This window comes from Chamaesiphon sp. GL140_3_metabinner_50, from assembly GCF_025361915.1.
GTDB lineage: Bacteria > Cyanobacteriota > Cyanobacteriia > Cyanobacteriales > Chamaesiphonaceae > Chamaesiphon.
In genome coordinates, this window is record NZ_JANYJC010000244.1 from 1 (window position 1) to 26,491 (window position 26,491).

General features: G+C 43.7%; 26 protein-coding genes and 1 pseudogene. 19 read left to right on the plus strand and 8 right to left on the minus strand.

Features of this window, described 5'->3' with window-relative positions; all coding sequences use genetic code 11:
• Positions 1 to 300 precede the first annotated feature (300 nt).
• A complete protein-coding gene (locus Q0R35_RS12140) occupies positions 301 to 1,614 on the plus strand; it encodes a DUF697 domain-containing protein (RefSeq protein WP_366944877.1) in 1,314 nt (437 codons plus the stop codon).
• A gap of 94 nt (positions 1,615 to 1,708) precedes the next feature.
• Here the strand turns inward: Q0R35_RS12140 and Q0R35_RS12145 are convergent, their stop codons facing one another.
• Positions 1,709 to 2,311: a YdcF family protein gene (locus Q0R35_RS12145; protein ID WP_295618252.1), complete on the minus strand. Its 603-nt coding sequence runs from the start codon at positions 2,309 to 2,311 to the stop codon at positions 1,709 to 1,711.
• A gap of 19 nt (positions 2,312 to 2,330) precedes the next feature.
• Between Q0R35_RS12145 and Q0R35_RS12150 the strand changes: the two genes are divergently transcribed.
• Entirely contained in the window at positions 2,331 to 2,486 is a 156-nt protein-coding gene (locus Q0R35_RS12150) for a hypothetical protein (RefSeq protein WP_295618255.1), read from the plus strand.
• A 53-nt stretch (positions 2,487 to 2,539) separates the two neighbouring features.
• Positions 2,540 to 2,818, plus strand: a complete 279-nt coding sequence (locus tag Q0R35_RS12155) for a hypothetical protein (protein ID WP_295618257.1) — start codon at positions 2,540 to 2,542, stop codon at positions 2,816 to 2,818.
• A 330-nt stretch (positions 2,819 to 3,148) separates the two neighbouring features.
• Here the strand turns inward: Q0R35_RS12155 and Q0R35_RS12160 are convergent, their stop codons facing one another.
• Positions 3,149 to 4,981, minus strand: a complete 1,833-nt coding sequence (locus Q0R35_RS12160; RefSeq protein ID WP_295618260.1) for a bifunctional serine/threonine-protein kinase/formylglycine-generating enzyme family protein — start codon at positions 4,979 to 4,981, stop codon at positions 3,149 to 3,151.
• Positions 4,982 to 5,382: 401 nt separating this feature from the next.
• Here Q0R35_RS12160 and Q0R35_RS12165 point away from each other — a divergent pair, with 401 nt between their 5' ends.
• Complete coding sequence (locus tag Q0R35_RS12165; protein WP_295618263.1) at positions 5,383 to 6,840, plus strand: MFS transporter; 1,458 nt, start codon at positions 5,383 to 5,385, stop codon at positions 6,838 to 6,840.
• A 130-nt stretch (positions 6,841 to 6,970) separates the two neighbouring features.
• A complete protein-coding gene (locus Q0R35_RS12170) occupies positions 6,971 to 7,753 on the plus strand; it encodes a proteasome-type protease (RefSeq protein WP_295618267.1) in 783 nt (260 codons plus the stop codon).
• On the opposite strand, the gene Q0R35_RS12175 is transcribed toward Q0R35_RS12170, so the two are convergent.
• Together Q0R35_RS12175 and Q0R35_RS12180 are read right to left on the minus strand one after the other, a co-directional pair.
• Positions 7,733 to 8,590 carry a transglutaminase family protein gene (locus Q0R35_RS12175; protein WP_295618270.1) on the minus strand — a complete coding sequence of 286 codons (858 nt, stop codon included), beginning with the start codon at positions 8,588 to 8,590 and terminating at the stop codon, positions 7,733 to 7,735. The two genes, Q0R35_RS12170 and Q0R35_RS12175, sit on opposite strands and share 21 nt — an antisense overlap.
• 155 nt (positions 8,591 to 8,745) lie before the next feature.
• Positions 8,746 to 9,696, minus strand: a complete 951-nt coding sequence (locus Q0R35_RS12180) for an alpha-E domain-containing protein (protein ID WP_295618273.1) — start codon at positions 9,694 to 9,696, stop codon at positions 8,746 to 8,748.
• 216 nt (positions 9,697 to 9,912) lie between these two features.
• On the opposite strand from Q0R35_RS12180, the gene Q0R35_RS12185 reads away from it, so the two are divergent.
• Positions 9,913 to 10,386: a GNAT family N-acetyltransferase gene (locus Q0R35_RS12185; RefSeq protein WP_295618276.1), complete on the plus strand. Its 474-nt coding sequence runs from the start codon at positions 9,913 to 9,915 to the stop codon at positions 10,384 to 10,386.
• A gap of 87 nt (positions 10,387 to 10,473) precedes the next feature.
• Here the strand turns inward: Q0R35_RS12185 and Q0R35_RS12190 are convergent, their stop codons facing one another.
• Positions 10,474 to 11,904, minus strand: coding sequence for a circularly permuted type 2 ATP-grasp protein (locus tag Q0R35_RS12190; RefSeq protein ID WP_295618279.1), 1,431 nt, complete (start codon positions 11,902 to 11,904; stop codon positions 10,474 to 10,476).
• 226 nt (positions 11,905 to 12,130) lie between these two features.
• On the opposite strand from Q0R35_RS12190, the gene Q0R35_RS12195 reads away from it, so the two are divergent.
• Positions 12,131 to 13,126: a hypothetical protein gene (locus Q0R35_RS12195; RefSeq protein ID WP_295618282.1), complete on the plus strand. Its 996-nt coding sequence runs from the start codon at positions 12,131 to 12,133 to the stop codon at positions 13,124 to 13,126.
• A gap of 16 nt (positions 13,127 to 13,142) precedes the next feature.
• Here Q0R35_RS12195 and Q0R35_RS12200 read toward each other — a convergent pair whose 3' ends face one another.
• Positions 13,143 to 13,715: a chorismate lyase gene (locus Q0R35_RS12200; RefSeq protein ID WP_295618326.1), complete on the minus strand. Its 573-nt coding sequence runs from the start codon at positions 13,713 to 13,715 to the stop codon at positions 13,143 to 13,145.
• Positions 13,716 to 14,028: 313 nt separating this feature from the next.
• On the opposite strand from Q0R35_RS12200, the gene trpS reads away from it, so the two are divergent.
• From trpS to Q0R35_RS12220, 4 genes are all read left to right on the plus strand, one after another.
• On the plus strand, positions 14,029 to 15,063 hold the full coding sequence (gene trpS / locus Q0R35_RS12205) for a tryptophan--tRNA ligase (protein WP_295618286.1): 1,035 nt from the start codon (positions 14,029 to 14,031) through the stop codon (positions 15,061 to 15,063).
• Positions 15,064 to 15,363: 300 nt separating this feature from the next.
• Positions 15,364 to 15,978, plus strand: coding sequence for a transcriptional repressor LexA (gene lexA, locus Q0R35_RS12210; protein WP_295618289.1), 615 nt, complete (start codon positions 15,364 to 15,366; stop codon positions 15,976 to 15,978).
• A 219-nt stretch (positions 15,979 to 16,197) separates the two neighbouring features.
• The gene (gshB, locus tag Q0R35_RS12215; RefSeq protein ID WP_295618291.1) at positions 16,198 to 17,160 is read left to right on the plus strand and encodes a glutathione synthase; all 963 of its coding nucleotides are present in this window, start codon (positions 16,198 to 16,200) and stop codon (positions 17,158 to 17,160) included.
• Positions 17,161 to 17,444: 284 nt separating this feature from the next.
• Positions 17,445 to 18,410 carry a serine protease gene (locus Q0R35_RS12220; RefSeq protein WP_295618293.1) on the plus strand — a complete coding sequence of 322 codons (966 nt, stop codon included), beginning with the start codon at positions 17,445 to 17,447 and terminating at the stop codon, positions 18,408 to 18,410.
• Positions 18,411 to 18,480: 70 nt separating this feature from the next.
• Here Q0R35_RS12220 and Q0R35_RS12225 read toward each other — a convergent pair whose 3' ends face one another.
• Positions 18,481 to 20,457: a polysaccharide biosynthesis tyrosine autokinase gene (locus tag Q0R35_RS12225; protein ID WP_295618297.1), complete on the minus strand. Its 1,977-nt coding sequence runs from the start codon at positions 20,455 to 20,457 to the stop codon at positions 18,481 to 18,483.
• A 398-nt stretch (positions 20,458 to 20,855) separates the two neighbouring features.
• Positions 20,856 to 20,984, minus strand: a complete 129-nt coding sequence (locus Q0R35_RS12230) for a hypothetical protein (RefSeq protein ID WP_295618300.1) — start codon at positions 20,982 to 20,984, stop codon at positions 20,856 to 20,858.
• Between the two features lie 13 nt (positions 20,985 to 20,997).
• On the opposite strand from Q0R35_RS12230, the gene Q0R35_RS12235 reads away from it, so the two are divergent.
• From Q0R35_RS12235 to Q0R35_RS12270, 8 genes and pseudogenes are all read left to right on the plus strand, one after another.
• Complete coding sequence (locus tag Q0R35_RS12235) at positions 20,998 to 21,273, plus strand: hypothetical protein (RefSeq protein WP_295618303.1); 276 nt, start codon at positions 20,998 to 21,000, stop codon at positions 21,271 to 21,273.
• A 63-nt stretch (positions 21,274 to 21,336) separates the two neighbouring features.
• On the plus strand, positions 21,337 to 21,915 hold the full coding sequence (locus tag Q0R35_RS12240; protein WP_295618305.1) for an L-threonylcarbamoyladenylate synthase: 579 nt from the start codon (positions 21,337 to 21,339) through the stop codon (positions 21,913 to 21,915).
• A gap of 212 nt (positions 21,916 to 22,127) precedes the next feature.
• Positions 22,128 to 22,364, plus strand: a complete 237-nt coding sequence (gene rpmB / locus Q0R35_RS12245; RefSeq protein ID WP_295618308.1) for a 50S ribosomal protein L28 — start codon at positions 22,128 to 22,130, stop codon at positions 22,362 to 22,364.
• 41 nt (positions 22,365 to 22,405) lie between these two features.
• On the plus strand, positions 22,406 to 22,996 hold the full coding sequence (locus Q0R35_RS12250; RefSeq protein WP_295618312.1) for a hypothetical protein: 591 nt from the start codon (positions 22,406 to 22,408) through the stop codon (positions 22,994 to 22,996).
• Positions 22,974 to 23,465 carry a type II secretion system protein gene (locus tag Q0R35_RS12255; protein WP_295618315.1) on the plus strand — a complete coding sequence of 164 codons (492 nt, stop codon included), beginning with the start codon at positions 22,974 to 22,976 and terminating at the stop codon, positions 23,463 to 23,465. The genes Q0R35_RS12250 and Q0R35_RS12255 overlap by 23 nt, the downstream gene beginning before the upstream one ends.
• A 23-nt stretch (positions 23,466 to 23,488) precedes the next feature.
• Positions 23,489 to 24,826 carry a hypothetical protein gene (locus Q0R35_RS12260; protein WP_295618317.1) on the plus strand — a complete coding sequence of 446 codons (1,338 nt, stop codon included), beginning with the start codon at positions 23,489 to 23,491 and terminating at the stop codon, positions 24,824 to 24,826.
• A gap of 26 nt (positions 24,827 to 24,852) precedes the next feature.
• Positions 24,853 to 25,605 carry a type II secretion system protein J gene (locus Q0R35_RS12265; protein ID WP_295618320.1) on the plus strand — a complete coding sequence of 251 codons (753 nt, stop codon included), beginning with the start codon at positions 24,853 to 24,855 and terminating at the stop codon, positions 25,603 to 25,605.
• A gap of 258 nt (positions 25,606 to 25,863) precedes the next feature.
• Positions 25,864 to 26,491 (plus strand): annotated as a pseudogene (locus Q0R35_RS12270) (hypothetical protein); the annotation flags it as partial.

A 26,491-nucleotide genomic window follows, 5' to 3' on the forward strand; every position in this document is an offset into this window, starting at 1 on the left:
GGCATCGAAGAGCGGATGCTATTAGATCGATTCGGCGATGAATATCAATCTTATTGTCAGCAAACAAAACGATTATTTCCATACGTCTACTAATATCTATCTCCACTCAAAAACGTTTAGATCGAATTGAACTGCCAGAAAAATCCCCTCCTCGGAGGGGTGCCCGTAGGGCGGGGTGGGTAGATCTATGCAAATCGGCAACCCCTCGACGGTAAATACTACCGTAATAACACCCCACCAGGCGCGATCGAGTAGCTGATAATTAAAGTAGTAATTTAGTGCCGTCACTCCCCCAAGATCGTGCCACAATCACCAGAATCATCCTCAACGCCCCAGCATACACCAACGCCTCCCGCACCCAATGGTTGGGCGCAGCGACTGACAGGAAGCTGGCATCGGGCGACAGATAAAGTGATGCAAATTTTGCCTGTAGATAAGGCTGCACAAACAGTCAGTAATTGGTTCCGGGTAGATGAAACTCAAGTTGCCGAAATTTTGGCAACAGTGCGCGCGCAATTACCCACTACCGAAGCCTTATTAATTGGCAAACCCCAAGCAGGTAAAAGTTCGATCGTCCGGGGATTGACGGGGGTATCAGCAGAAATTGTTGGGCAAGGATTTCGCCCGCATACTCAATCGACAACTCGCTATAATTATCCTTCTAGCGAATTGCCATTATTAGTATTTACAGATACAGTCGGATTAGGCGATATCGATCGAGATACTAATACTTTAATTCAAGAACTTGTCGGCGATTTAGAAGCCGAAACCAGTCGCCCGCGCATCATTATTTTGACAGTTAAAATTAATGATTTCGCGATCGATACGCTCCGCCAAATTGCCAGAGAATTACGTCAAAAATATCCGCAGATTCCCTGTTTATTAGCAGTTACCTGTCTACACGAAGTTTATCCCACCACTCAAACCGAGCATCCAGACGAACCCACCAGCATCGCAGCAGTCGATCGTGCTTTCACAGCTATCCAACAGGCGTTTGTCGGGCTATTCGATCGGGCGGTACTAATCGACTTCACTTTGGCAGAAGACGGCTACACGCCCGAATTTTATGGCTTAGAGACGATGCGAACGACTCTTGCCGATCTCCTCCCCGAAGCCGAATCGAGAGCGATGTCGCAATTACTCGACAGTGGTAAATCTACCAGCGATGGCGAAAGTGACAAACTCGGCAATATCTATCGCGATGTCGCTCGTCGCTATATTCTACCCTGTGCGATCGCCGCAGGTGCCGTCGCCGCAATTCCGCTACCCTTCGCCGATTTACCCGTACTCACCGCCATTCAAGTCTCGATGGTAGGCTTATTAGGTAAACTATACGGGCAAACCCTGACTCCATCTCAAGCAGGCGGCGTAGTTAGCGCGATCGCAGGTGGCTTTGTCGCCCAATTAGTCGCCCGACAATTAGTTAAATTTATCCCTGGGTTTGGGAGCGTGATTTCAGCCTCCTGGGCGGCGGCTTATACAGTAGCATTAGGCGAAGGTGCTTGCGTATATTTCGGCGATTTAATGGGTGGTAAAAAGCCCGATCCGCAACAAATTCAAGCAGTGATGGCAGCAGCTTTTAGTAGTGCCAAAGAACAGTTTAAGGTTAGTTGAGGTCGCGATCGAATTAATTGCTAAAAATTAGGGTAGGAGCAATTCATGAATTGTCCCTACCCTAATTTCAACTGTAATTGAGTAAGATCGATCGTTAAAACGATCGCATCTGATAAGATGCGTAGCTAAATACCTCCCTAACTGTCGAATAGAGATCGCGCAATTCAAAAAAGTTGGCATGTGCGGTATAAACAGTCTTCACGCCAGATTTTTCGAGTGCTAATTTAGTGCGGGGGAGATGAAAATACTGAGAAATTGCGATCGCACTTTGCCACTTATGCTCGCTCATCAATCGGGCGGTATTATTTGCGGTGAGGTAAGTATTATTACCTTGGCTATCTACATAAATCTGCGCTGTCGGCAATCCATTCGCAACCAGATATTGTTTCATTACCACGGCTTCATCGAAACCCTCTTTACCCACCCCACCACTGACGAGCGTGTTTTTAAAAACTCCTTGCTGGTAAAGTTCGATCGTTTTATCCAGTCTCGCTTGCAATCTCGCCGAAGGTTTACCATTCCGCTCAACGGTATTTCCCAGTACGACAGCAACATCCGCCGGGTAAATATTATCGATCGATCCGGCGATCGAAATAGCCCCCGCACCGATAATTAATAAGCCGATCGAGCTAATGCCCGCACGAGTTAAAATAGTGACAATCCGGCGACGATTAAAGATCGATTTATAGCTAGTCATTTTCTTCCCAGCTCACATCATGCAGGTATATTTTCTGACTTGCCTAATTTTGATTCGGTTTAGAGATATTGACGCTAACATGTTACTCTCGATTGTTTCATCTTCATCATATCGCGCGATCGCACCAATTGAAAATCTTACCGCCGACAGACATTCAGACTGGAATCGATCTTAGCTACGATCGAGGTAGATAGATTACAATTGGGTTAGGTTTATTCCGTTATTATCATGACAATCTCGCTCTTACCAAAATTATGTTCCTTCCCTCAAAGTTTACCGCTCGAAGGTGCAGTCAGGATAGAATTAGTAGAAGGCATTCCCATCTTCCGAGCCGCTAGCATCGTTCAAAATCGGATTGAGGCTTTACTTACCAAACAACAAGATGACACTCTCAATTCAGAGGAAGAAGAAGAGCTAGATTGTTATGAAGATATCGATGACTATCTTATCTTTGTCAATCGGATGGTGCGGAATGCTTCACTTTCCCAGCCAGAAACGAGTATCTAGTCATGTCTCGTAATAAAATTTCCGAGAGTATTCAACAGCAAGTTCGATCGAGAGCAGATTATTTGTGTGAATTTCTATTTTGTCATAGTTATTAGATGAAGCATACAAACGTTCGGGTCGGGTTCACTAGCTTCGTTTATCAACCGCCCTCGATTGAAATCGGGGCTAATAGCTAAAGTCCACTGAAGTGGACTGCAAGAAGATTACTGGTTTAGAGAGTTCATTGAAATGAACTTTAGCACGTTAGCCCGTTGGCGTAGCCTTTCGGAACGAAACAATTCTATTTCAGGGCGGTTGTCGAACGGAGCAAGTCGATTGGCGTTGAATCGATTAAGTACAAACGACTCGAAAACCAAAATAAGAACAGCGATAATTCGGCTGATAATAAGTCCGAAACGCGCTGCGACAGTAGCTTAATTTACTATACCAAGAACCGCCGCGTAAGACATTAGTTCGTTGGCGGAGCCTCGGCTTTGCCGAATCGATATCGCTACTCCAGACGCTACCATCTGTCGGCGCATCGTGATAATTACCATGATAATTATCGGCGCACCATTCGAGGATATTACCGTGCATGTCATCTAGCCCAAAATTATTGGCAGGGAAAACTCCGACCACAGTTGTCTCTTCTTGGCGATAATTAACGATGGCATTATTAATCGTCTCGCCAAAATAAAACGGAGTAGTCGTTCCCGCTCTACAGGCGTATTCCCACTCGGCTTCTGAGGGTAATCGATATTGTCGCCCGGTTAGGTTCGATAATTTCTCGCAGAACTCGATCGCATCATGCCAGGAAACGGTCTCTACGGGTCGATCGCCGCCCTGAAAATATGCGGGATTACTCCCCATAACTGCGGTATATTGCGCCTGTGTAACGGGATATTTGCCCATGTAGAATGAACTAATGTTAACGCGATGCTGCGGTCGTTGGTAATCGCTACTACCTTCTTCTAATTCTGGCGCACCCATCATAAAATTACCCGCTGGAATTGCTACCATTTGGAGTGCGATACCACCGCCTAAATCTTGAAAAAATTTATAGCCAGAACCCTGAGATTTTTTGATGACAATTTTATCTTGTCCCCATAAGTTTTTCTGAGTAACTAATTTAGCGGTTTCAAATCTAAATGGTTGAATTGATAGAGTTTGTTGGCGTGCTTTGACTTCATTCAGTACGAGTACTTTTTCGGCTGGAGCATTGGTAGAATTAGTAGATTGACGATCGATATTAATTGTTAGTCGATCTGTAGCTCGTTTGAGTGGGGCGTTCGATCGATCTTCGGTTAATGCGGCTAGTACTGCGGCGGCTGACTGATAGCGTTGCGACAGGGCATTATTAATCATTTTATCTAATACTTTACCCAATCGATCGTCTACGGGGTTATCGACTAAATAATCGCGCCATGCCCAAGTATCTTGACTCAAATCGAATAAATCAAATGGTGAAACTTGGGTGAGTAAATAGATACAAGTTACGCCTAAACTATAGATATCGCTAGCAAATGCTGGTTTGCCTCTAGCCTGCTCCGGGGCTACATATTCAGGGCTGCCGATGACTGTCCCCGTTTTTGCCAGCATCGTTTGAGTTGCCTGTTTTGCTGCCCCAAAATCTACTAAAACTAAACGGCGATCGCTCCGCTGTCTAATGATGTTGGCAGGTTTAATATCGCGATGGATTACTGGAATCGATTGGTTGTGTAAAAAGTCTAGAACTGGGAGTAAAGATAATAATAATTCGCGAACTTGATGTTGGTTGTACGAGCCTGATATTTTTAATTCCTGCTGTAAATCTTCGCCATCGATAAATTGTTGGACGAGATAAGGTTGTCCGTCGAGATCGAAGTAGGCAAAAAGTTCTGGAATCTGGGCATGTTTGCCTAATGCGGCGAGATGTTTTGCTTCTTCATAAAACAAATCTAGAGCCGTTTGCCTAATTTCGGAATGTCGATCGCCAAACATAAATTGTTTGATGACGCATAATGGTTTACTCGCTTGATATTCATCTACTGCTTTAAAGGTTTTACCAAATCCACCACGTCCTAATAATTTCTGCGCGCGATAACGATCTTTAAGAAACATTTCTGCGCCGCAAGACATACAGAAATTAGTATCCGGGCGATTATTAGCGGGTGCGGGACAGTTGGGATTGATGCAGTAGCTCATGGCTGCGGGAGTGGGGAGTAGGAAGTAAGAAGTAAGGAGTACAGTGTCGCAGGGCGAGGCTACGCCAACGGCTATCGCTCACTGACTGGAGTGAGGAGTGCGGAGTAGGGGTGATTCGTTACCCCTTTAAGCTTTACGCTTTACCCTTTATCCTTTAGTATGCCCTTGGTGGCTCGATCTAGTGTCAGTGGGGCGTAAGATCGTGGTAGATGAGGGAGCGATCGAAATTTGCTGGGGGTAACAGGCTACAATTGCACTAATGCAAAATGTGAGAAATTCTCGATCGTCTGCCTCGATCGATCCTTTATCCTCTATCCAAAGATCGAAATTAACCGATCGGTTGAAGCAAGATGAGATCGTAAAAATACCCCGATTATCTAGTTGAATATTAGTACTTAATTATGAACTCTCCTGCTGAGACTGCCGAACTCCCGCCGATCGAGAAAATGAATTTTAGCACCAAATTTGCTTATGGTGCGGGAGATATTGGTGGCGCGATCGTGGGAATCTTACTACTATCCTATCTTTCCCCCTTCTTCACCGATGTCGCCCATTTATCGCCCGGTTTAGCAGGGGCAACTCAGCTAGTAGTCAGAGTCTGGGATGCTTGCATCGATCCGTTTATTGGGATTACGAGCGATCGCGGGGATGTATTTGGAGCCAAAATTAAGGAAAAATGGGGTAGACGCTACCCCTGGATGCTATTTTCAGCAATTCCATTTGGCATTTTGTTTATCTGTCAGTGGTTGATTCCGTTCCCGGCAACTAATCAATGGGGTTTATTTGTTTTTTATACATTTATATCGATGCTACTGGGGACATTTTTCACGATGTATAGTCTCCCTTATACTGCACTCACCGCCGAATTAACTGAAGATTATAACGAACGGACTAGTTTAAATAGTTTTCGATTCACCTTCTCTCTGGGCGGAAGTATCGTTGCTTTATTAATTGCCAGGACTGTATTTCAACAAGTAATAGATCCCGCGCAACAATACCTGACGATCGGGATTATTTGTGCAATTATTTCAGTAGTACCGATTTTTTATTGTGTCTGGGGCACCCAAGCCAGAGCAAAACTCGTCAATCAATATCAAGCCGCCAGAGTTGAGAACCCCGATCCGCTACCGCTTAAAGATCAATTGCGATCGGTATTTACCAATCGGGCGTTTATGTTTGTTGTTGGTATCTATTTATGTTCTTGGTTTAGCCTACAACTTACTGCGGCAATTATTCCTTACTTCGCTGTTAGTTGGATGGGCTTACAGCAAGCAGATTCACCCCTAATTATTCTCGCGGTTCAGGGTACTGCATTAGGGATGTTATCAGTCTGGAGTAAAATTAGTCAGAAAGTTGGTAAAAAAGCAGTTTATTTCATGGGCACAGGGTTTTGGATTATCTCCCAGGCGGGTCTATTCCTACTCCAACCCGGTCAAACTGTGATGTTATACTTTTTAGCCATGTTGGCAGGATTGGGGGTGTCTACGGCTTATTTAGTACCGTGGTCGATGCTGCCAGATGTGATTGAATTAGACGAACTGGAAACCGGACAACGCCGCGAAGGACTATTCTATAGTTTCATGGTGTTTTTACAAAAAATTTGTCTGGGTGTTGCTCTCGCCGTGATTTTACAGAGTTTAGAATGGACTGGTTATATCAGTCCGACGGCTACAGTTCTCGCCCCAATTCAACCCCCTGCTGTCTTACTCGCAATCCGATTCGCGATCGGCCCAATCCCTACCATATCGCTAATTGGTGGCTTAATTCTTGCTTATTTTTACCCAATTACCCGCGAACGTCACCAGCAAATTTTGTTGCAATTAGCCGAACGTCGTAAGCATCTTGAGAACGATCGCTAATCGAATCGTTACATAACAGACAATTAAATAGATAGAGATCTATTACAATTGAGATCGATCGAGAGCGTTTAGTGCAATTATTTAATAATATTCCAAATCCGATCGTTACGAGTCACTTAATACCTACTTTATGACTTATTGTTTGGGAATTATTTCCGCTCACGGATTGGTAATGGCTGCTGATTCTAGAACTAATGCCGGAGTCGATTACATTTCTACTTATCGGAAGATGTTTGATTTTTCGGTAGTGGGCGAGCGGACGGTTTTATTATGTACGTCGGGTAATTTATCGATTACCCAATCTGTGATGACGAGTATCGATCGAGATTTAGCAAGTACAGATGTCGAAAATCTTCACTCTCATCAGAGTCTTTATGAGATGGCTGATTATATAGGTCAAAAATTGCGTCAGGTACAGGCGCGAGAACGAGAATGGTTGGATAAAGATGGCATCGATGCTAGTTGTAATATCTTACTGGGTGGGCAAGTTCGGGGACAAGCGACGGAGTTATATATGCTCTATAGTCAGGGCAATTTTATTAAAGCAATGCCCGAAACACCATTCCTCCAAATCGGTGAGGTTAAATATGGTAAGCCAATTTTAGATCGAACTTTAAAATACAATACGAGCGTTGAAGATGCCGCTAAATGTGCCCTACTATCGTTTGATTCGACGATGAAATCGAATGTTTCGGTCGGCCCACCGATCGATTTGGTGATGTATCATCATAATAGTCTCGAAATTCGCCATCAACTTACTCTGCATCGCGGACATCCCTATCTATTACAAGTCCGCAGAGAGTGGGAATCTTCACTTAAAAATGCGTTCGATCGCATGTCATCGATCGATTGGAACCACAGTCAAAATTTAGAATCAGAACCGCACGATCTTTCAGGCTTTTTGAATCATTAATCGATAGCTCATTTCCATGCCAATATTACCGATCGTTTGTAACTTACCCTCAACGGGGGTTGTTTGCGCCGGGAAGGGGCTAGAAACGATCGCGATGTGGCTGTCAGCAACCAGTAAACCATGAGTGGGGTCATAGCCCCGCCAGCCACCGCCAGGAAGATATATTTCCGCCCAAGCATGGAGGTGTCTGTCGTCGGTTTCAGCTCCAGCTTCATAGCCGCTGACAAATCGCCCCGCCAAGCCTACCGCTCGACAAACTTCGATAAATAATACGACTAAATCTCGACAGGAACCGGAGCGATTTTTCCAGGTAATTCCAGGTGGAAGTGGAGAGCCAGCATCGCGGAGAGCATAAGTGCAGGTGTGGTAAATCTGCTGATTGAGTTCGCTAAGAAAAGCCAGCGTATTAGCATTGACACTCTGCCAAATTTGCCCCGCCAATTCTATGGCAATTGGATCGATTGAGTGAAATAAATATCCAGTTAAATATGGTTGCAGTTGTTGAGCCAGCCAGCGCGGATAATCGATCGGTAATTGTGTCGCCCACGGCTCTAATAGGTAATTAAAAGGATCGCTCAGATTGGTATAAACTGTGGTTTTAGCGTGAATTTGCAGGTTGGTAGCCAAATGATTATCGAACCAAGCCACAATTTGGTTATTGCCATCGAGATCGACAGCTTCGACGAGTTTATCAGGGGTAGGCGAGATTGAAAGATCGAATTCTAGCACTGATTGATGGACATTCGATCGCGGACGCAATCTTAACTGGTGCGGCGCAAAGTTTACTGGTTGACTGTAGATATAATCGATGGAATGCTCGATTTGGTAAACAGTCATATAGCAATCCTATTTTATTGGTGAGAATTGAGAGCTAGATATTTTGAACCGCAGCGATTTGCGCTCTTCGGGTTTCCCGACGGTTTACGAGCGATCGAGACAGAGGGCGCAGAGAAGAAAGAAAGAAAGATATTCTTGCAACTCATTTAGAACTGCTATATTACTACCTGTGGATCGAGCGTCAAAAAAGTATCGCTAATCTCTTGAGAAACGCTATTGAGCCGACTTTGGGTACGATCGAGAAATTCATGCAAGCCGATTTCAATGATTTCTTCGATCGACATAAAATCTAGTTCCGATCGCAGTTTACCCAATTGATGCTCGGCAGAATTGCACCAAGTATCGCTACGACTACCGCTAATTAGATGCAGACATTTTTCCGCAGAGTTGAGGCAATATTGAATCGATCTGGGGAACTCGCGATCGAATATCAAAAACCGTGCGATATCTGATGGGTTAATGCGACGATAAGTTTTGCGGTACATTTCATAAGCACTCGCCGACTTTAATAACGAGATCCACTGTAATTCATCTAATGCCGAGCCGACACCATTAGGTAAGATAATAAAATATTTTACATCCAAAATTCGCGCCGTTTTATCAGCCCGTTCGATCGATCTACCGATCTGCCCAAAATGCCAAGCCTCATTATGAGACATCGTTGCATCCATCACCCCTGCAAACTGATGACTAGCCATCTTTACAGCTTCAAAAAATCCTGGTAAATCTGGTTTAATCTTCGCTGATGCTGCCTCTTTTACCATAAAGTAAAAACTATTTACCTGTTCCCAAGTCTCCGATGAAATAATCTCGCGTACCGATCGAGCATTATGCCGCGCGGATTGGAGACAGGATAAAATCGAATTGGGATACTTTTCATCGTAAGTCAAAAACTCCACCACATTTTGCGCCGTAGCCGCTCCATAACGACTGCGAAAAATATCTAAATCGCCAGTAGTAATCACGATCGGTTCCCACTGCCGATCGTCTACAACTACACTATCAAGTAATAAGTTGAGGTTGACATCGACAAATCGAGCGATATTTTCGGCTCGTTCGATATAACGATTGAGCCAGTAAATTGAGTTAGCAACGCGACTTAGCATAGGCTTTAGGCTTTAGGTTTTAGACTTTAGGGAATAGGGAATAGGGGATAAATCCCCTCCTCGGAGGGGTGCCCAACGGGCGGGGTGGGTAGATCTCTGCATCAAATCGAGTTGTAGAGTTGTAGGCTGGGTAGAGCAAAAGCGAAACCCAACATTCACAAATAGCTACTTTCAATGCTTGAATGTATAATATTTGAGTCGATATTAGATTGCTCCATGAAAGTCAGAGTCGCTACGCCTAACGATGTATCGCTAATTGCCTCATTCATCCACAAGAAATCTGAATTCGATAGAAACATTGGTGCTTTCTCTGGTATGTTGCAGGTATCTGAAGATAAAGTAAGTAAAACACTTTTTGGGGCAATTCCTTTTGCTTACGTTTTGTTCGCAGAATCGTTAGATATTGAAATTGGCTTTGCACTCTATGAATTCAGATATTCGTCATTTATTTGTCAGCCAAGTATCTGGCTTGACGATCTATATGTAGATGCCCAAATGAGAAGTCAAAGTGCTGGCGCAATGTTAATGGATGAACTAGCTAGAATTGCCAAGGTAAATGATTGTAGTCATCTGGGATGGAATGCTGATGCTCGAAATACTCGTGGAATCAGTTTTTATCATCGGTTAGGTGCAGAAATTATAGAGCAACATGGCAATCGATGTTTTTTTCAATGGATTCCATCGTCGTAGGTTGGGTTGAGCAAAAGCGAAACCCAACGCACAAATAGCTGGTTAGGATCGCCCTAGTTTCATTCTTTAACCCAACCTACAGATTTACTAACAAACCACCCATGTATCTTTGGTACCGCCACCTTGAGAAGAATTTACAACCAAAGAATCCTTTCTCAAGGCTACTCGCGTCAAGCCACCGGGATTGATATAGATATCCTTACCATTGAGAATATAAGGGCGTAAATCGACGTGTCTGCCATCGATTCCATCTGGGAGGAGGGTAGGTACTCGCGATAGACATAGAGTGGGTTGAGCGATGTAATTGCGGGGATTGGCGGTAATTTTGGCGGCAAATTCCTCCCGCTCTTCAGGGGTAGAGCGAGTACCGATTAACATGCCATAGCCGCCCGATTCGGCTGCGGCTTTGACGACTAATTTGTCTAAATTTGCCAGTACATGCTCGCGTTGCCCATCGTGCCAACATTCATAGGTAGGCACATTGGGAATAATTTGCTCTTCGTCTAAATAGTATTTGACGATCGCGGGTAGGTAAGCATACACCACTTTATCATCAGCGACTCCCGTCCCTGGCGCATTGGCGATCGCAACTTTTCCCGCCCGATAAACATCCATCAATCCGGGCACTCCCAGGGTAGAATCAGCCCGAAAAGTCAGCGGATCGATAAAGTCATCATCGATCCGCCGATAGACGACATCGACTTGCTGTAAGCCTTTTGTCGTCCGCATTTGCAAGAAACCATTCGCAATCGTCAGATCTCTGGCTTCTACCAATTGCACACCCATTTGCTGCGCCAAAAAGGAATGCTCGAAATAAGCTGAGTTATAAATCCCTGGAGTCAATACTACCACTGTCGGATCGAGAGTAGATTCTGGTGCTAAATACATCAAAGTTTCTAGCAGCCGACTCGCATAATCTTCGACGGGGCGAATCTGCATTTTCTCGAATAAGCGCGGAAATGTAGACTTCATCACTCGCCGATTTTCTAACACATAAGAAACTCCAGAAGGGCACCGGAGATTATCTTCTAACACATACCAGCTCCCATCTCGATCGCGAATTAGATCCGTACCAGTAATATGACACCAAATGCCCTGCGGCGGTTTTAAGCCCATACACGGTTTGAGAAATCCACTCGCTGAATAAATCAACTCTTTGGGGATTACCCCATCGGCAATAATCTTTTGCTCCCCATAAATATCGCTCAAAAACAAGTTGAGCGCGTGGGTGCGTTGCTTTAATCCTCGCTCTAACTGCGTCCATTCGCGATCGCAAATCGTGCGGGGAATGATATCAAACGGCAGAATTTTTTCAGTACCTAGATCGTCGCTATACACGTTGAAAGTTGCACCAATTCTCAACAAAGTACTTTGCGCTAACTGTTGATACTGCTGAAGTTCGCTCAATGACAGACTACCGATCTTCTCGGTGAGCGGCGCAGCAATCGATCGGGGACTACCATCGGGTAAAAATAATTCATCATAAAATTCACCAGGCTGGTAACTACTCAGTTCCATATCATCACACTAGGCTAGACAACTATTCGGTACCTTCTATCAATTAACTTTTCTCACATGAATTAACTGTATAAGCCTATACCACACTCACTATTGGTACAATTAGTGTGAGCGTGTAAATCCTTGCTGGCAGCTCAATCGAGCTAAATTTAGAGATCGATCCCGATCTATCCACTATCCACTCTTCACTCACTGATGAAGATGCGATCGATTTAGGAGCAGTACAATGAACGATTTTGCAGAACATTTAATTTGTCATCATACCTTCAACGCCCAAAATCTCATCGAGTCTTATCCCCCAAAGCTGCGAAATGCTAACAAAAAGGTTGTCTACCAAATTGCCTGTTCGCCTAATATCTCCAGTGGTGAATTGGTATTTTCCCGATGGCGGACGGTGCCCCTAATTTATCCCAGTCTAACCGATCGGACAGAGATTGAAGAGCAAAAAGGTTACTTTGAATATCCAGAATGCGAAGTCGTCAGCCAGCGAGTTGAATGGCATCTTAATTTTGCCCACTCGGATCTTTTTTGTGCCTATGGAGAGCGGGTATTCGCTCAAGATGAAATGCAAGTTGCCGAACATCCCGCACTGGCTTCGCTCCGAGAAGCATTGCTAAGTTTGAAGATCGCACCATTCACCGTCGAAAATGGCGAACCAACACCCATATTAATCCGTAACGTCGAGCGGCGATGTGCGATCGCCACCAACCCAGATCCAGGATTAGGAAGACCGTTCGGACTCTATGGTAATAACTTTGCTAAAGCTACAACGGAAGCAATTATATTAGCAACGAAACCATTAAATCCGCCCACATTTACTAATATTATTGCAATGGAAGCTCCATCGGGCGGTTATAACTTTTATGAGTATGAAATTATTGAATTTATTCTCGCCACAGCATTCACCGGATTTTCAGCGGCAAAAGTCGAATCTCAGTTACAATTTACCGACCCGATTATCATTATTCATACTGGCTTTTGGGGCTGCGGTGCTTATGGCGGCAATCGAGTTTTGATGGCTCTATTACAGCTCTTAGCAGCACGGTTGGCACAGGTAGATAAAATCATATTTCATACAACCGATGATGTGGGAGCGAAAGCTTTAGCAACAGCTCGAATGCTTTTAGAACGAGATTTAGCGATCGATGGTGCCAATGTTAACGATCTGTTAGCAAAGATTTATGCAATGTCGTTTAAATGGGGTGTCGGCGATGGAAATTAGCAATAATATTTTCAGCTTAACTAATTTTCCCTAAGTACCGCTGAAGATAAGGCGAAAATACCTCATAAATTAGCGTTAGTGGTTGACCGTGATGCCAAAATAAATAATGACGACCCCAAAATGGCCCCGGTTCTCCAAACGCCTGTGCCAACATTGGTGAATCTCCATAATAAATGCCCTGCACATCTCGATATAGTTCGGTGCGTAATTTGGCTAAACTCGCCCAAATCGGCAAAGATTTATTCTCTAGATATTCATCGATATGTCTGGCTTCCCACCAAGAAGTTGCATAAGCTAATCTTTGTCCCGAAGCAGTTTTTAGCCATACTTGTCGCCGAACTCTCGGCCCCGGTACTACAGATAGCGAACTCGGCGCGCCGTCTTTATCCATGCCAATTGCCGACATGTCGATCACATCTACCTCTGTGGGTTCGCCTGTAAGTAGTTGGAGATGTCGAGTCGGTGAGCCATCGCCGAGTAGTAAAATCTGCCATGCAGGGGCTAGTTGTTGATGAGGTAAGCCAGTTTGAACTAATTCAGATCCCCCTTGCCAGATTGGCTCCAGCGCATTCCAGCTAGTGGCGATTATCGTTCCGTTCGCGTAGCGTCTGCCTTCGCAGAGAGGCTCCGCCAACGAACCATCGCCGAGGTCGGTCGTAATACTCAAAATAATTAATAAATTTTAATACTCTTTGTTAATATCATAATCAAAAATGCGGGCAAAAGTCGATCGCCAGCCGCCGAAAAAGCGAGCGAGATAGCTAGCCCGTTGATGTCTGCTAGCAACAGCAGCTATCGATCGTTGCGATCGATCCTTTAAAAAAAGCTCGATCGTTTGCTATGATAAGAAAACCTTTGTATCAAATATCGATCGGTCTCGGTTCGGCAAGAGCCATTTATTTATGACTAAAAAACGGGTTTTATCTGGCATCCAACCGACTGGTAATTTACACTTAGGTAATTATTTAGGCTCGATTCGCAACTGGGTCGAACATCAACATAATTATGAAAATTATTTCTGTGTAGTCGATCTTCATGCGATTACGGCTCCTCACGATCCGCAAACTTTAGCCGAAAATAGTTATACGATCGCGGCTCTATACTTAGCTTGTGGCATCAGTCTCGAACATGCGAGTATTTTTATCCAGTCGCACATTCCCGCGCACAGCGAGCTAACTTGGTTGTTAAATTGTGTCACTCCGTTGAACTGGTTGCAAGACATGATCCAATTTAAAGAAAAAGCCATCAAGCAGGGCGAAAATGTCAATGTGGGACTATTGGATTATCCGGTATTAATGGCTGCGGATATCCTGCTGTACCAAGCTGATGAAGTTCCCGTTGGTGAAGATCAAAAACAACATTTAGAACTGACTCGCGACATTGCGGCGAGATTCAATCATCAATTTGCTAAGAAACAACCCGTGTTTAAATTACCACACGCGCTAATTCAAGCCGATGGCGCGAGAATTATGAGCCTTACTGATGGCACCAGAAAGATGTCCAAATCCGATCCGTCAGATCTGAGCCGAATTAATTTATTAGATTCTCCCGATCTGATTGAGAAAAAAATCAAAAAGTGTAAAACCGATCTCGAACGCGGATTGACGTTTGAAGCGAGTCTCCAGGGGAGAGGCTCCGCCAACGATCGCCCTGAATGTCGGAATCTACTAACCTTATACATGCTAATGTCTGGTAAATCCAAAGAAACCGTCGCTGCTGAATGTCAAGATCTAGGCTGGGGGCAATTTAAACCGTTACTCACCGAAGCGACGATCGAACATCTCCGCCCGATTCAAGCCAAATATCAAGAAGTAATGACCGACAAAACCTATTTAGCATCCATCCTTGAGTCTGGCAGAGATCGCGCCGCCACAATCGCCGATCGCACTTTGGCGGAAGTTAAATCGGCTCTGGGATTTTCGCAGGTAGGGAGTTAGGAGATGGGAGCGAAAAGTGCGGTCTTGGGGTTTCCCCTGTCTTGACTCACCTCTTTTGACGGGGAACCCGTCCAAAGGTGAGTCGCTGTCTTGTCGTTTTTTTATTCGGGGGGAACCCCCGAATAAAAACGCCGCAAGTAGAGCACCTTTTCAAGACAGTTGGGAGTTGGGAGTTGGGAGATATTTAATTCGATCGTCAATTTAGGACAATTAAATTCAAATAATTTCTAACGAATTAGTAGACTTAGTTAGTACGACAGATCTATAGTAGTTATATATTGAATTTGAGACGATCTTCTAATGGAATTAACTAAAGCACAACAGGAACTCTACGATTGGTTAGTCGATTATATCCGCGAACACCAACACGCACCTTCAATTCGTCAAATGATGCAGGCGATGAACCTTAAATCGCCCGCTCCCATTCAAAGCCGATTAGAACATCTACGCAGTAAAGGTTTTATCGAGTGGGCGGAAGGTAAAGCCCGCACCATTAAAATTCTTAAATATGCAGCTAGTGGCGTGCCCATTTTTGGGACGATTGCCGCTGGGGGATTGGTAGAACCTTTTACCGATGTTACCGAAAAATTAGATTTATCGCCAATTTTTCATCAGTCCGATTATTTTGCCCTGCAAGTTATGGGCGATAGTATGATCGGGGATTCGATCGTCGAAGGCGACATGGCAATTATGCAGCCTGTCAAAGATTCGGGTGAAGTCAAAAATGGTACGATCGTCGCCGCCAGGGTTGAAGGTCAAGGTACCACGCTCAAACGCTATCATCGTCAAGGCGAACAAATTACCCTTCAAGCAGCCAATCCTAAATATAAACCGATCGAAGCTGAAGCTCATTTAGTTCAACTCCAGGGTGTTTTAATTGGCGTTTGGCGCGGTTATCAGTCCATGAAACGCTAAATCGACCCGATCGACACTAATTGCCACAAAATAAAGGAGTAGAGGTAGTTTATGAATTACCCCTACTCCTTTGTCGATCTCACTAAATATGCTCTCAATTCGATCGATCGACATCCTTGCATCAGACCAACAGCACCACCTAAAATTTAACTGTTACTCCTTACTTACTTCTTACTTCTTACTCCTTACTCCCCTCCCCATCTCCCAACTTCCTAACCGATGAAACTAACATTTATTATCGACCCGATCGCGAAACTAGATCCCACCCACGATACCAGTGTGGCATTGATGGAAGCAGCCGATCGACTGGGGCATCAGGTGTGGATTACCCGCGCCGAAAAATTGAGCGTAGTCGGAGGGCGGGCGTGGGGATTTCTTCAACCAGTCAAACTTACACCCGTACAGCTCCAGGATGGTCGCTGGGTGGCGCAGCAAGACTGGTATACGCTCGGTGAGGTAGTCTGGCAACCTTTAGACGAAATGGATGCCGTCTTCATGCGGACAGATCCACCTGTAGATGTGCCGTACTTGTACACCACTTATATTCTCGACTGTATCGATCCGGGCAAAACTTTGGTAGTAAATAATCCAGCCGGGTTGCGCGCCGCTAATGAGAAAATGTTCGCGCTCCAATTTGCCCAATGGATGACTGCTACGATCGTTTCGCGCGATAAAGACGTAATTCGGCAGTTTGTCGAAACTCACGGTGCGGCGGTATTAAAGCCGTTAGGCGGCAAAGGTGGGGAAGGGATTTTATTTCTAACACCAGACGATCGCAATTTTAATTCGTTAATTGAAGTCAGCACCAGACAAGATCGCGAACCGCTGATGATTCAGAAGTTTCTCCCCGCCGCTAAAGATGGCGACAAACGAATTATCTTACTCGATGGCAAGCCTTTAGGTGCTGTCAATCGCATCCCGACTGGTAAAGAATTTCGCGGTAACATGGCTGTCGGCGGACGCAGCGCACAGGTAGATATTACCGATCGAGAGTACCAAATGTGTGCAGAAATCGCACCCAAATTACAAGCGGCTGGGTTATATTTTGTCGGCATCGATGTCATCGGCGGTTATCTGACGGAGGTAAATGTTACCAGTCCCACCGGAATCCGGGAGATCGATCGACTTAACAATGTCAGTTTAGGTCAACAAGTTATTGAGTGGCTGGGTTCTAGGCTTTAGGTGTTAGGTTTTCAGTGTGCCTACGGCAGGCTATCGCCAACGGCTGTCGCTCACTGTCCGGTTTTAGACTTTGGAACTGCGTTCTTTAATTTACTCCTTACTCCTTACTCCTTACTTCGGTCAGTGAGCGATAGCCGAACTGTACTCCTTACTCTCATCTCCCCGCTAATTAAGATTTTTTGCTAAATCTAGAAATCGACCGAAAATTTACCGGAAACTGAGTTAAAACTGGTGTAGATATTTGTAGATAAATCTTTTAACATTACTTCACGGTCGATATTATTATGCGAAACCATCATCACTTAGCGGCATTACTGACTGGAACGGCAATTGTGAGTGCGATCGTCATCACACTTCCTAATGCTGCTAGCGCACTTCCCGGTACAAAAGTGAATGATATCGCGCGCGAAGTTACAGTACTAATTAGAGGTGAACAGGGACACGGTTCTGGAGTAATTATCCAAAAAGTTGGTAATACCTACTATGTTTTGACAGCCGAACATGTCATCAGACAAAAAGATAACTTTAAACTCGTAACCGCCGATAAACAGGCATACGAAATCGATTATAGTAAAATCAAACGCTTGGATGGAGTCGATCTGGCGATCGTCAAATTTACTAGCGATAAAAATTACCCGGTTGCCAAAATTAGCAACTCAAAAACCACTGAAGGGCAAGATGTATTTGTCTCTGGTTGGCCATCTAACGGAGCTGTAGGTAACGCGGCTGGTGGCGAATTAGTTCGCCAATTTACAAGTGGGAGTATTTCAGGATTTTTGCCCAAATCTCTGAGCGGCTACAACACGATTTATACAAATGTCACCCGTGCGGGGATGAGTGGTGGCCCGTTACTCGATACTGCGGGTAGATTAGTCGGAATTCACGGCATGGGAGACAAAGAAGATGCCCGTCAATTGATAGAGTCTGGTTTGAGTCAAGAAACCGCGATGGGGTTGGCAGCCAAAATCAAGCCTGGATTTAATTACGCCATACCGATTAGTACCTTTTTGCAAAAAGCTGGTAATGTGGGCATTGATACCGACACCCTCCAGGTCGAAAAATCTCCAGCTCCTGAAGCAGGTACGGCTTATGTCGCCAGCGAGAAAGTAGATCCTCGCGATAAAATTGATGATATTAAAGCCACTCTAAATTCTGTTCGTCAAGTTACCAATACAGTTAATAACGTCACGGATACAGTTAACGATACGAAAAGCTCTATTACTAATTTCCGCCGCTCGTTTGGTTTCTAATTAGATAAGTTCGATTTCAAAAGCAGCTCGATAATTATATTACCGAGCTGCTTTTAAATTGAGAGATCGATTAATTATGAACCGAAGAGTTGATATCGTCATGGAGGTCGATCGTCAAAATACTATCATTCACATGACTCATATTCATGGCATTAGCAGGTACTAATAATGACGAAGTATCGACGATCGCAAAGTCATACAACTGCGAAATTTCTTGAATCACCGATTTCATTTGCTGAGATTCAAAACTAAATAGTGGATTGGATGGTTTCGCGCCAGCGGTTACTACATCTAAATTATCCATTACTCGCCATAAAATTTGTTTGAATTCAGATTTGCCAGCTAATAGATCGCTCAGACCTTTTTCTAAGGGTAGTTTCCAGAACTGGTGCTGGTAGGGACTGCGCGTATCGGCATCAATTAATAAAACTTTCTGTCCCGCTCCAGCAATTGCTGTTGCTAAGTTGGCTGCCTTTTGAGATTTGTCTTCACTGGACAACGTACTCGTAATTATAATGACTTTTAGGATTTTTTCTGAATCGACAGATCTCAAATTAAATTGAATTATTTGGAACGTATCCGAAGATAAAGACTTCCGAATATCTCTGACTGTTACATCTAGGTTAGTTAACTCTGGACTGCTATTCCCTAAAGTATAAGCTGAATTGTTGTAGACTGGCATCGCGCCTAGCAATCTGTTTCTAAATATCTTGCTGTTATCTCGATCCGGTGCTGCAAACTTGTCTCGCATTTCTAAATAAGCAACTGCACTGGTAGAAAACAATGCGCCCATTAATACACCCAAGCCGACGACAATAGTTTTGGTAGTATTATCAGATCGTTCGGGAATAACAGCATTGTTAATAATTCGCGCATTCGATACACTGTTATTTTTTGCTAATTGAATTTCCTGAACCTTTTTTAATAAAGTTTGATATGTAGATTGAGATACCTCAAGCTGTCTTTCTAACTGGCGTTGTGTTTGCACCAACTGTGGCATAACGCGCACTCTTTTTTTGTACTCAGCCAGAGCCTTCTGAAGCGCAGCTAGTTTTTTTGTCGCTCCAGTTAGCTGCACTTCCGATTGTAATAAATCCTTAATTAAACTTTGTTTGAGTTCTCCCACTCGTAACGATCCTGGTGGTAGATCTACTTTACTTCCTGTCGTGCTGCGAATTTGCTGTTTCAGGAGGATATTTAATTTAACTTTCTTATCTTTAAGAGCGACAAGAATCGGGTTATTGTCAGAAAAGCGGCTACTTTCGATCGCTATCTGTCGATCTAGATCTTGAAGCTGAGTGAGAATTCCTTGAATTGCAGGTGATTGACTAGTCGCACTAAATGTAATTGCATCCTGCGAGCTTAATTTAATTTTTTGACGTAGTTCTTTATTTTGAGCTTTGAGATCTTCTAGTTGAGATTGAGTTGTCGTAATTCCACTCTCTAGAGTTCTAATCGTCCCGACGGCTGTTTTTGCTTCTTCCGATAAGTCGATGATGTTATTTTGCTGTTTAAATTTGCGTAATGCTATATCTGCTCGATCGACAGCTACTTTAGTTTGCGGTAACTGTTTGCCCATAAATTGGCTGGCTGCTGCTGCTTCAACTCGATTTGTCAGAATATCATTTTCTACATATACATTCATTAGTGTGTTGACTACACTAGCTGCATAATTGGGATCGCGATTCTTATAAGTTACTTGTAAAATATCCGCACCGCCGACAATTTTAATGTTTAGGTTAGATTGTAATTCGGTATTTTTGAGCAACTCACCGCGATCGTTTTTGAGGCGTAATTTGTCGATCGTTCTTTGTAATAATAGGTTTGATGATAAAACTTCAACCTGAGTAGCCAGCGGATTTTGAGTTGAAACTAGTGGTTTCAAATCCGCTGATTCTCCTCCTTCGATGCTACTAGGTAATAGATTAGATCCTAATACTTTGAAGGTAGAGTTTTTAAATAATAATCTTCCTTCTGCTTGATAAGACGATTTTAGTAAAGATGCAGCCAAAATACTTAGAATTACGCTAGAAGCAAAGATACTCACAGCAGGTATCCAGCGACGTTTTAAGATTGATAGATAATCACTGAAATTCGAGTCAATAGATTCTCTAGAGTCTGTAAAACTTTGCATGTAATCTATTATCAATATTTTATGTAGCCCATTATAGCAATTACATTGTAGTACTTAAATCAGTCAAAATACTGGCTTAGACCACGGTTGCCTGTAACAAATATATCTCAGTAACCTAAGAATTAAAACGATCGATATTGGTAGCTCTAACAATACAAGCGTTGCCTAGATTTAAATTTACTACTTCAGCGTAAATAAGTATTAATATTATTTATGTAATAATAAATTTTAGGATCCAATAAATCAGCATAAATACTTAGTAATGACGATTGCTAATAGCTGCGTAATTTTCCAGACAAGAATAAATTATTTTATACATTAACGCTATCGATCGCGGACGGAATTGGCGATCGAGCTACTGTAGAATTTAGCATCGGGATGAGTGCCTCGATGCTGGGCAAATCGTCTACGACTCTCGATCTTGCCACTTTCAATCGCATAGAGCGAATTTAGATGAAAAGTTTAAGCTTTTTTACCTTGCTAGTTATTCCCGGATTTACGGGAGCAATACTTTCTGGATATTGGGGCTATGCAGATTTCGCCAGACTGACAGAAGCCGAGCGCAACTTTCAACAGTTAGTCGTCAGTAAAGCAAATCAAAGAGAATTATTTATCGCCGCTCATCGAGAAAATATCCATCGGCTCAATGTGGCGGCTGAGGGTGTCTGGATTGGTTTGGGTTTAATTACTGCTGGCATTGGGATGATGGGTATAATTGGGCGTGACTGAGGACACAGCCGAATGTGGAGATGTTTTATGTTATAAATATGGGGATTATCTTCTTAAAATCCAGTGCCTCAAGTTTCTGTAGATCGGGCGATCGCTGCCGCACGGACGGGTAATTTAATTAGTTTTCCGACCGATACAGTTCCAGCATTAGCTACAATTCCAGAGCAGGCGGAACTAATATTTCAAGCCAAACAAAGAAGTCAAGATAAACCGCTAATTTTGATGGCAGGTGAAGTTGCCGATTTGTGGCAATTTGCCCAGGGAAGCGATCGAGAAGTGGCAATTTGGCAGACTGTAGCCGATCGATATTTACCGGGCGCACTCACCCTCGTTTTAACCGCATCTGAGTCGATTCCAGCAGTGATGAATCCACTCAGAAATCGGACGATCGGTTTGCGAGTGCCCAATTGCGATCTGGCGCGATCGATCCTCCGTCAAACGGGTGCTTTAGCAACGACTAGTGCGAATTTATCTGGACAGCCACCATTGCTGACGATGGCTGAAATTAGTGCCAATTTTCCACAAGTTTTTGCTCTCGATACCGAGTTAATGCCCATAGTCGGGCAACCCTCGACAGTAATTCAGTGGGATACTTCCGGCTGGAAACTCCTCAGACAAGGCGCGATTGCCTTTACCGATTGAGACTAATAGCTGACTGTAACGCACCTAGATTCAGGTAAATTGCTGATTGTGGTATTTTATGATACCGAGCTAGGATGAACGGTATTCAGACCTACATCCGTAGTCAATTGCTAAATACTGGTACATTTTCAGTTTCGTAGACGAGCAAAAATTAGCTACAATGAGAGGCTGGATCGTCATTTGACGATCGGTAACCGAGTAGGAGGTTTTTTATGTCTCGCGTATGTCAACTGACAGGTAAAAGAGCTAACAATGGGATGGCAGTTTCTCACGCTCACAACCGCAACAAAAAACTACAGCAAGTTAACTTGCAGTGGAAACGCGTGTGGTGGGCAGAGGGAAATCGTTTTGTCAAATTGCGCTTGTCCACAAAAGCAATCAAAACCTTAGAAATTAAAGGTTTGGTAAAAATGGCGAAGGATGCAGGTATCAACCTCAACAAAATCTAGAGAGCTAGACCCCCCGCTGGGGGTATCTGGTTGTTAATTTCATGCATACCCAGCCCCAGCGACTTCTATTATTTCATTATTATCGAGCCGATTCTGGGCACATCAACCGCTTACGGGTTGTGGAAGCAGGGTTTACCCTTTCTGAGGTAATTTTAGCCATTTTAATAACTACCCTGTTTGTCGCCGTTGGCTTGCAGGGGATGGTAGTAGCGATGCTGCTCAAGTCTAAAGCTTTGCATCTTGCCGAAGCCAGCCGCTGGGTACAAGCAGATATCGAGCAGATGAGATCGCAACTCACGCTCGCACAGGTACCTATATCTACCAATCGCGCCCGCTGTCGTCCGGCTAGTGCCGATCTGGGCTTTGCCGACCTAGTACGAGATAATTTAGCTGGGGGCAATGTGACGGGAGTCGCCAACTACCAACTAGCGGCGGTGGTAGCAACTAGCCAAACGGGTAAGACATTTCAGATCGATCGAATTGCGAGCATTCCGATTACACCCGAAAATACTCAAGCCAAAATACTCGGTATTGAATATACCGTCACTCCCCGCAATGGCGGGAGTTTAGAAGAGCCAATTTTACATATTTATACCGAGGTAATTCCTGATGCTGCATTCCAATGCCAATAAGGATCTCGGTTTTACATTAATCGAATCATTAGTCGTGCTGGCAATCGTCGGGATTGCCTTGGCGATGGCGATTCCTAGCTCCATCGCGGCAATAAATCGTGCCAAACTAGCACAATCGACAGATTTAGTAGTAGCTAGTTTGCAAGAAGCCCAAATCGAAGCCATCCGCCGCAACAAAAGTTGCACCCTAACTTTAGATAAAGTCAATCGTAAAATTAGCGGTCAGCAAGGCTGTTTGCTATCTGGAGATCGGATTTTGCCAGATCCGATCGATCTCGATTATACAGGTGCATCGGGTGAAATTAACTATGGAATTCGCGGCAATACCACTACTAATAAGTCAGTAATTTTAAAAGTTAGAGGCAACTCAAATAATGCTCGTTGTTTGACCGTTTCGGCACCACTAGGTATCATTCGGCTGGGTAGTTATGACAGTACAAGTCTCGCCTGTGAAAGACTCAATAATTAGATTTTAATAGTAAACACAAAAACATGAGCTGGTATTTAAAAACGTTTTTAAAATATTATTCAACAATTTTTAATGTCGATCGGAATCGTAATCTTCAAGCAGGATTTTCCATGCCCTTAGCAGTAGGGATGGGCTTGGTGATGATGATTGTCGTCGCTAGTACGATCGGGCGTTCTCAGAGCGATCGAGCGACTACTAATTCGCAACGCGAAACCAATCGATCTTTAAGTGTTGCCGAAGCTGGCGTAACGCGCTTTCAAGCATTTCTCGATCGGCATCAGTTATTAGCAACTAAAAATTTAGCCCAGTGGGTGAATATAATCGATTTTTTACCTTCACCCCAAGCAGGTTGTCGCTTAATCGATCGACCATTAGCTAGAAATAGATCGAACTTATTTGCAAATAAAATCTGGGTTGATTTAGATTCTAGCGATCGCCGCAAAGGTCGATATCAAATCATTAATTATGAATATCAAAATGGCATCGGCAAATTAACAATTGCTGGAGAAGTCGATAATTATAATAGTACCCAAACCAAATCTAAAAATACCTTAACAGTTAATATCCCAATTGGTAGTGAAGCCGCCAATATCGCTCCGCCAGCATTATGGACAAATACAGCCAATCTTAATCCCAATCAAAAAATTACCGGACAAATTCGATCGGTTACCTGCCCGCAATTACTAACGATCGATCTCGATGGTATTACTGGCATCGATGCTAGTAATATTGCTCTGGTAAGTGGTGTACCCAGCGGGGAAATAGTTGCCGATCCATTTACACCAATCCCCCCACCCAGAACGGCACCTGTTAATGCTATTTATTTACCAGCAATTACTAGTTCGATTATCTTACCCCGACCGAGTTCGAGCGATTCACCAGATGCTAATAATGAATATCATTATTTAGTAGATTTAGACAATCCTAGCTCAAATCACTCGATTAAATTACAAGATCTCGATCGGATCGAACTAAATGTAACCCCCGGACAAAAAGTAAATCTCTATCTCAAAGGTAATATCGATCTAGCAGGTAGTAAAACTGTCAATGTCAATGCTGCTAATCCAAATTTACGCATTCATGGTAGTGCCCAAACTACTAAATTATCTATTAAAGATACCGCAACAATTACAGCATTCATTCACGCACCATTCGCCGATGCTAAAAGTATTAGTTCTAGTCCTCCCAATCCTAGTAAAAATATTACAGGTGCAGTTTGGGTAAATAGTTGGGATTCTGTAACTAGTCTCAATGAGTTGCCAATTATTCAAGCAGGTAATTGGGCTGATTTTGGAATTACCAAGCTAGAACAACCATCACAAATAAATCCGATTAGTTATTGGCAGAGAATTGAAGGATAGGAGTAAGAAGTAAGAAGTAAGAAGTGATGAAATTTATTTTTAGATATATAAGATCGATTAGTTATCGCGATCGGTTGCAAAATGAAGCTGGATTTACATTGGCTGAACTATTAGTTGCTCTAGCAATTACTGGGATCGTTATTGGTTTGACAGGTAGCGGATTGTATGCATTAATGAAAGCCGATCGGCGCAGTCAAATCGAAACAACCGATCGACTAGAATTAGAGCGAGCATTAGCATTCATGACTGATGAAATTAAAATGTCTCAGCAAATTACAATCGATACTGAATCAGTACTTACAAGTACGATGAACTTTATGCCAGTACCAGGAAATATTAGCATTCAGCCAATTTTAGTGTTAAGTCCAGCTCCAAGTAGCGGATTAACTAAGCCCATTGTATATTATGTAGCCGAGCTTCCTAATAGTAGCGTCTGGCTGGGGCCGAGAGTAATTTATCGGTGGGGGCCAACTTTACTGCAAAATGGGAATTATAGCGATGGTAGTGGCCGCGAGGCAAACAGAATTCCCCGACCTTTACGGGTACAATACTATAACGAAGTATTAGTCGATGGAATTAGTGCTGTAGCTACTGCTGAAGCTGCTATTGCCTGTGAAAGTAGTTATGGTAATGCTGCGCCAGTTGTTGCCGATCGATTGGGTTTTTATGCCTGTATCGCACCAGACAAAAAATCGGTGAAACTCTGGATGTCCAGACAACCCAATCCATCTGCCACCGCAAGATCGATTAGTGCCCTAGTCGTCACCCGCAGTAACTAATAACTAGCGACTTGGGTTAATAGCTGTGATGATGATTATGGAACATTATTTAGGTCTATTGAGACAACCATCCTAAACCTACTTGAAAAGGGTAGCTATTTGAATCAGCACGGTGTTTGGTAGCCGAGTGCCATCATAGCAGATCGCTAGCGATCGAGAAATGCTATAATTCCTGACATTAATAAATACAAACACTCAGCCAATCTTGAGATTCGTTGTTGGAGGCTGTTGTCGATCTTTACCAGATCGACTGAAGGTATGCTCCCAGACAAGATCGAAATCGATCGATTGTGGAACGATAATTTTACTAAAAATCAGATAACTAATCCAAACACCATGCTCGGCAAGTATTCGTATCTAGGGATTTTAGGTGGGGTTACCATCACGGCGATGGCAGTAACACCATTAGTCATGGCACAAATTCTCACGCCTAAGCTATATGTCTCGTATCCCCCCGCCGATTATCAAACAGCGGCAGATCGGATATTTTTGATTGGGAGCGCGCCGATTGAAGGAAAAGTATCGATTAATAATAAATCGGTTCCACGCAGTCAGAGAGGACATTTTGCATCGATGTTCGATCTCAAAGTGGGTAAGAATACCTTCGAGATCGATTATAAAGGACAATCGAAAACGATCGTGGTGACTCGATCGGCAGCCGCAAAACAGGCGGTACCGACAAATAATTTTGCGCCTAATTCGCTCGAACCGCAAGACGATATCGCCCGGATGCCTGGGGAAATGGTCTGTTTTGGTGCAACCGCTCCAACTAAAGCCAAAGTAAATGTCAACGTGGCTGGGCAAGATATCAAATTACAAGAGCAATCTAATAGTGTCGATTTACCCGATAATAAAGCTGCACTGATCGATCGCAATCAACCGCAAG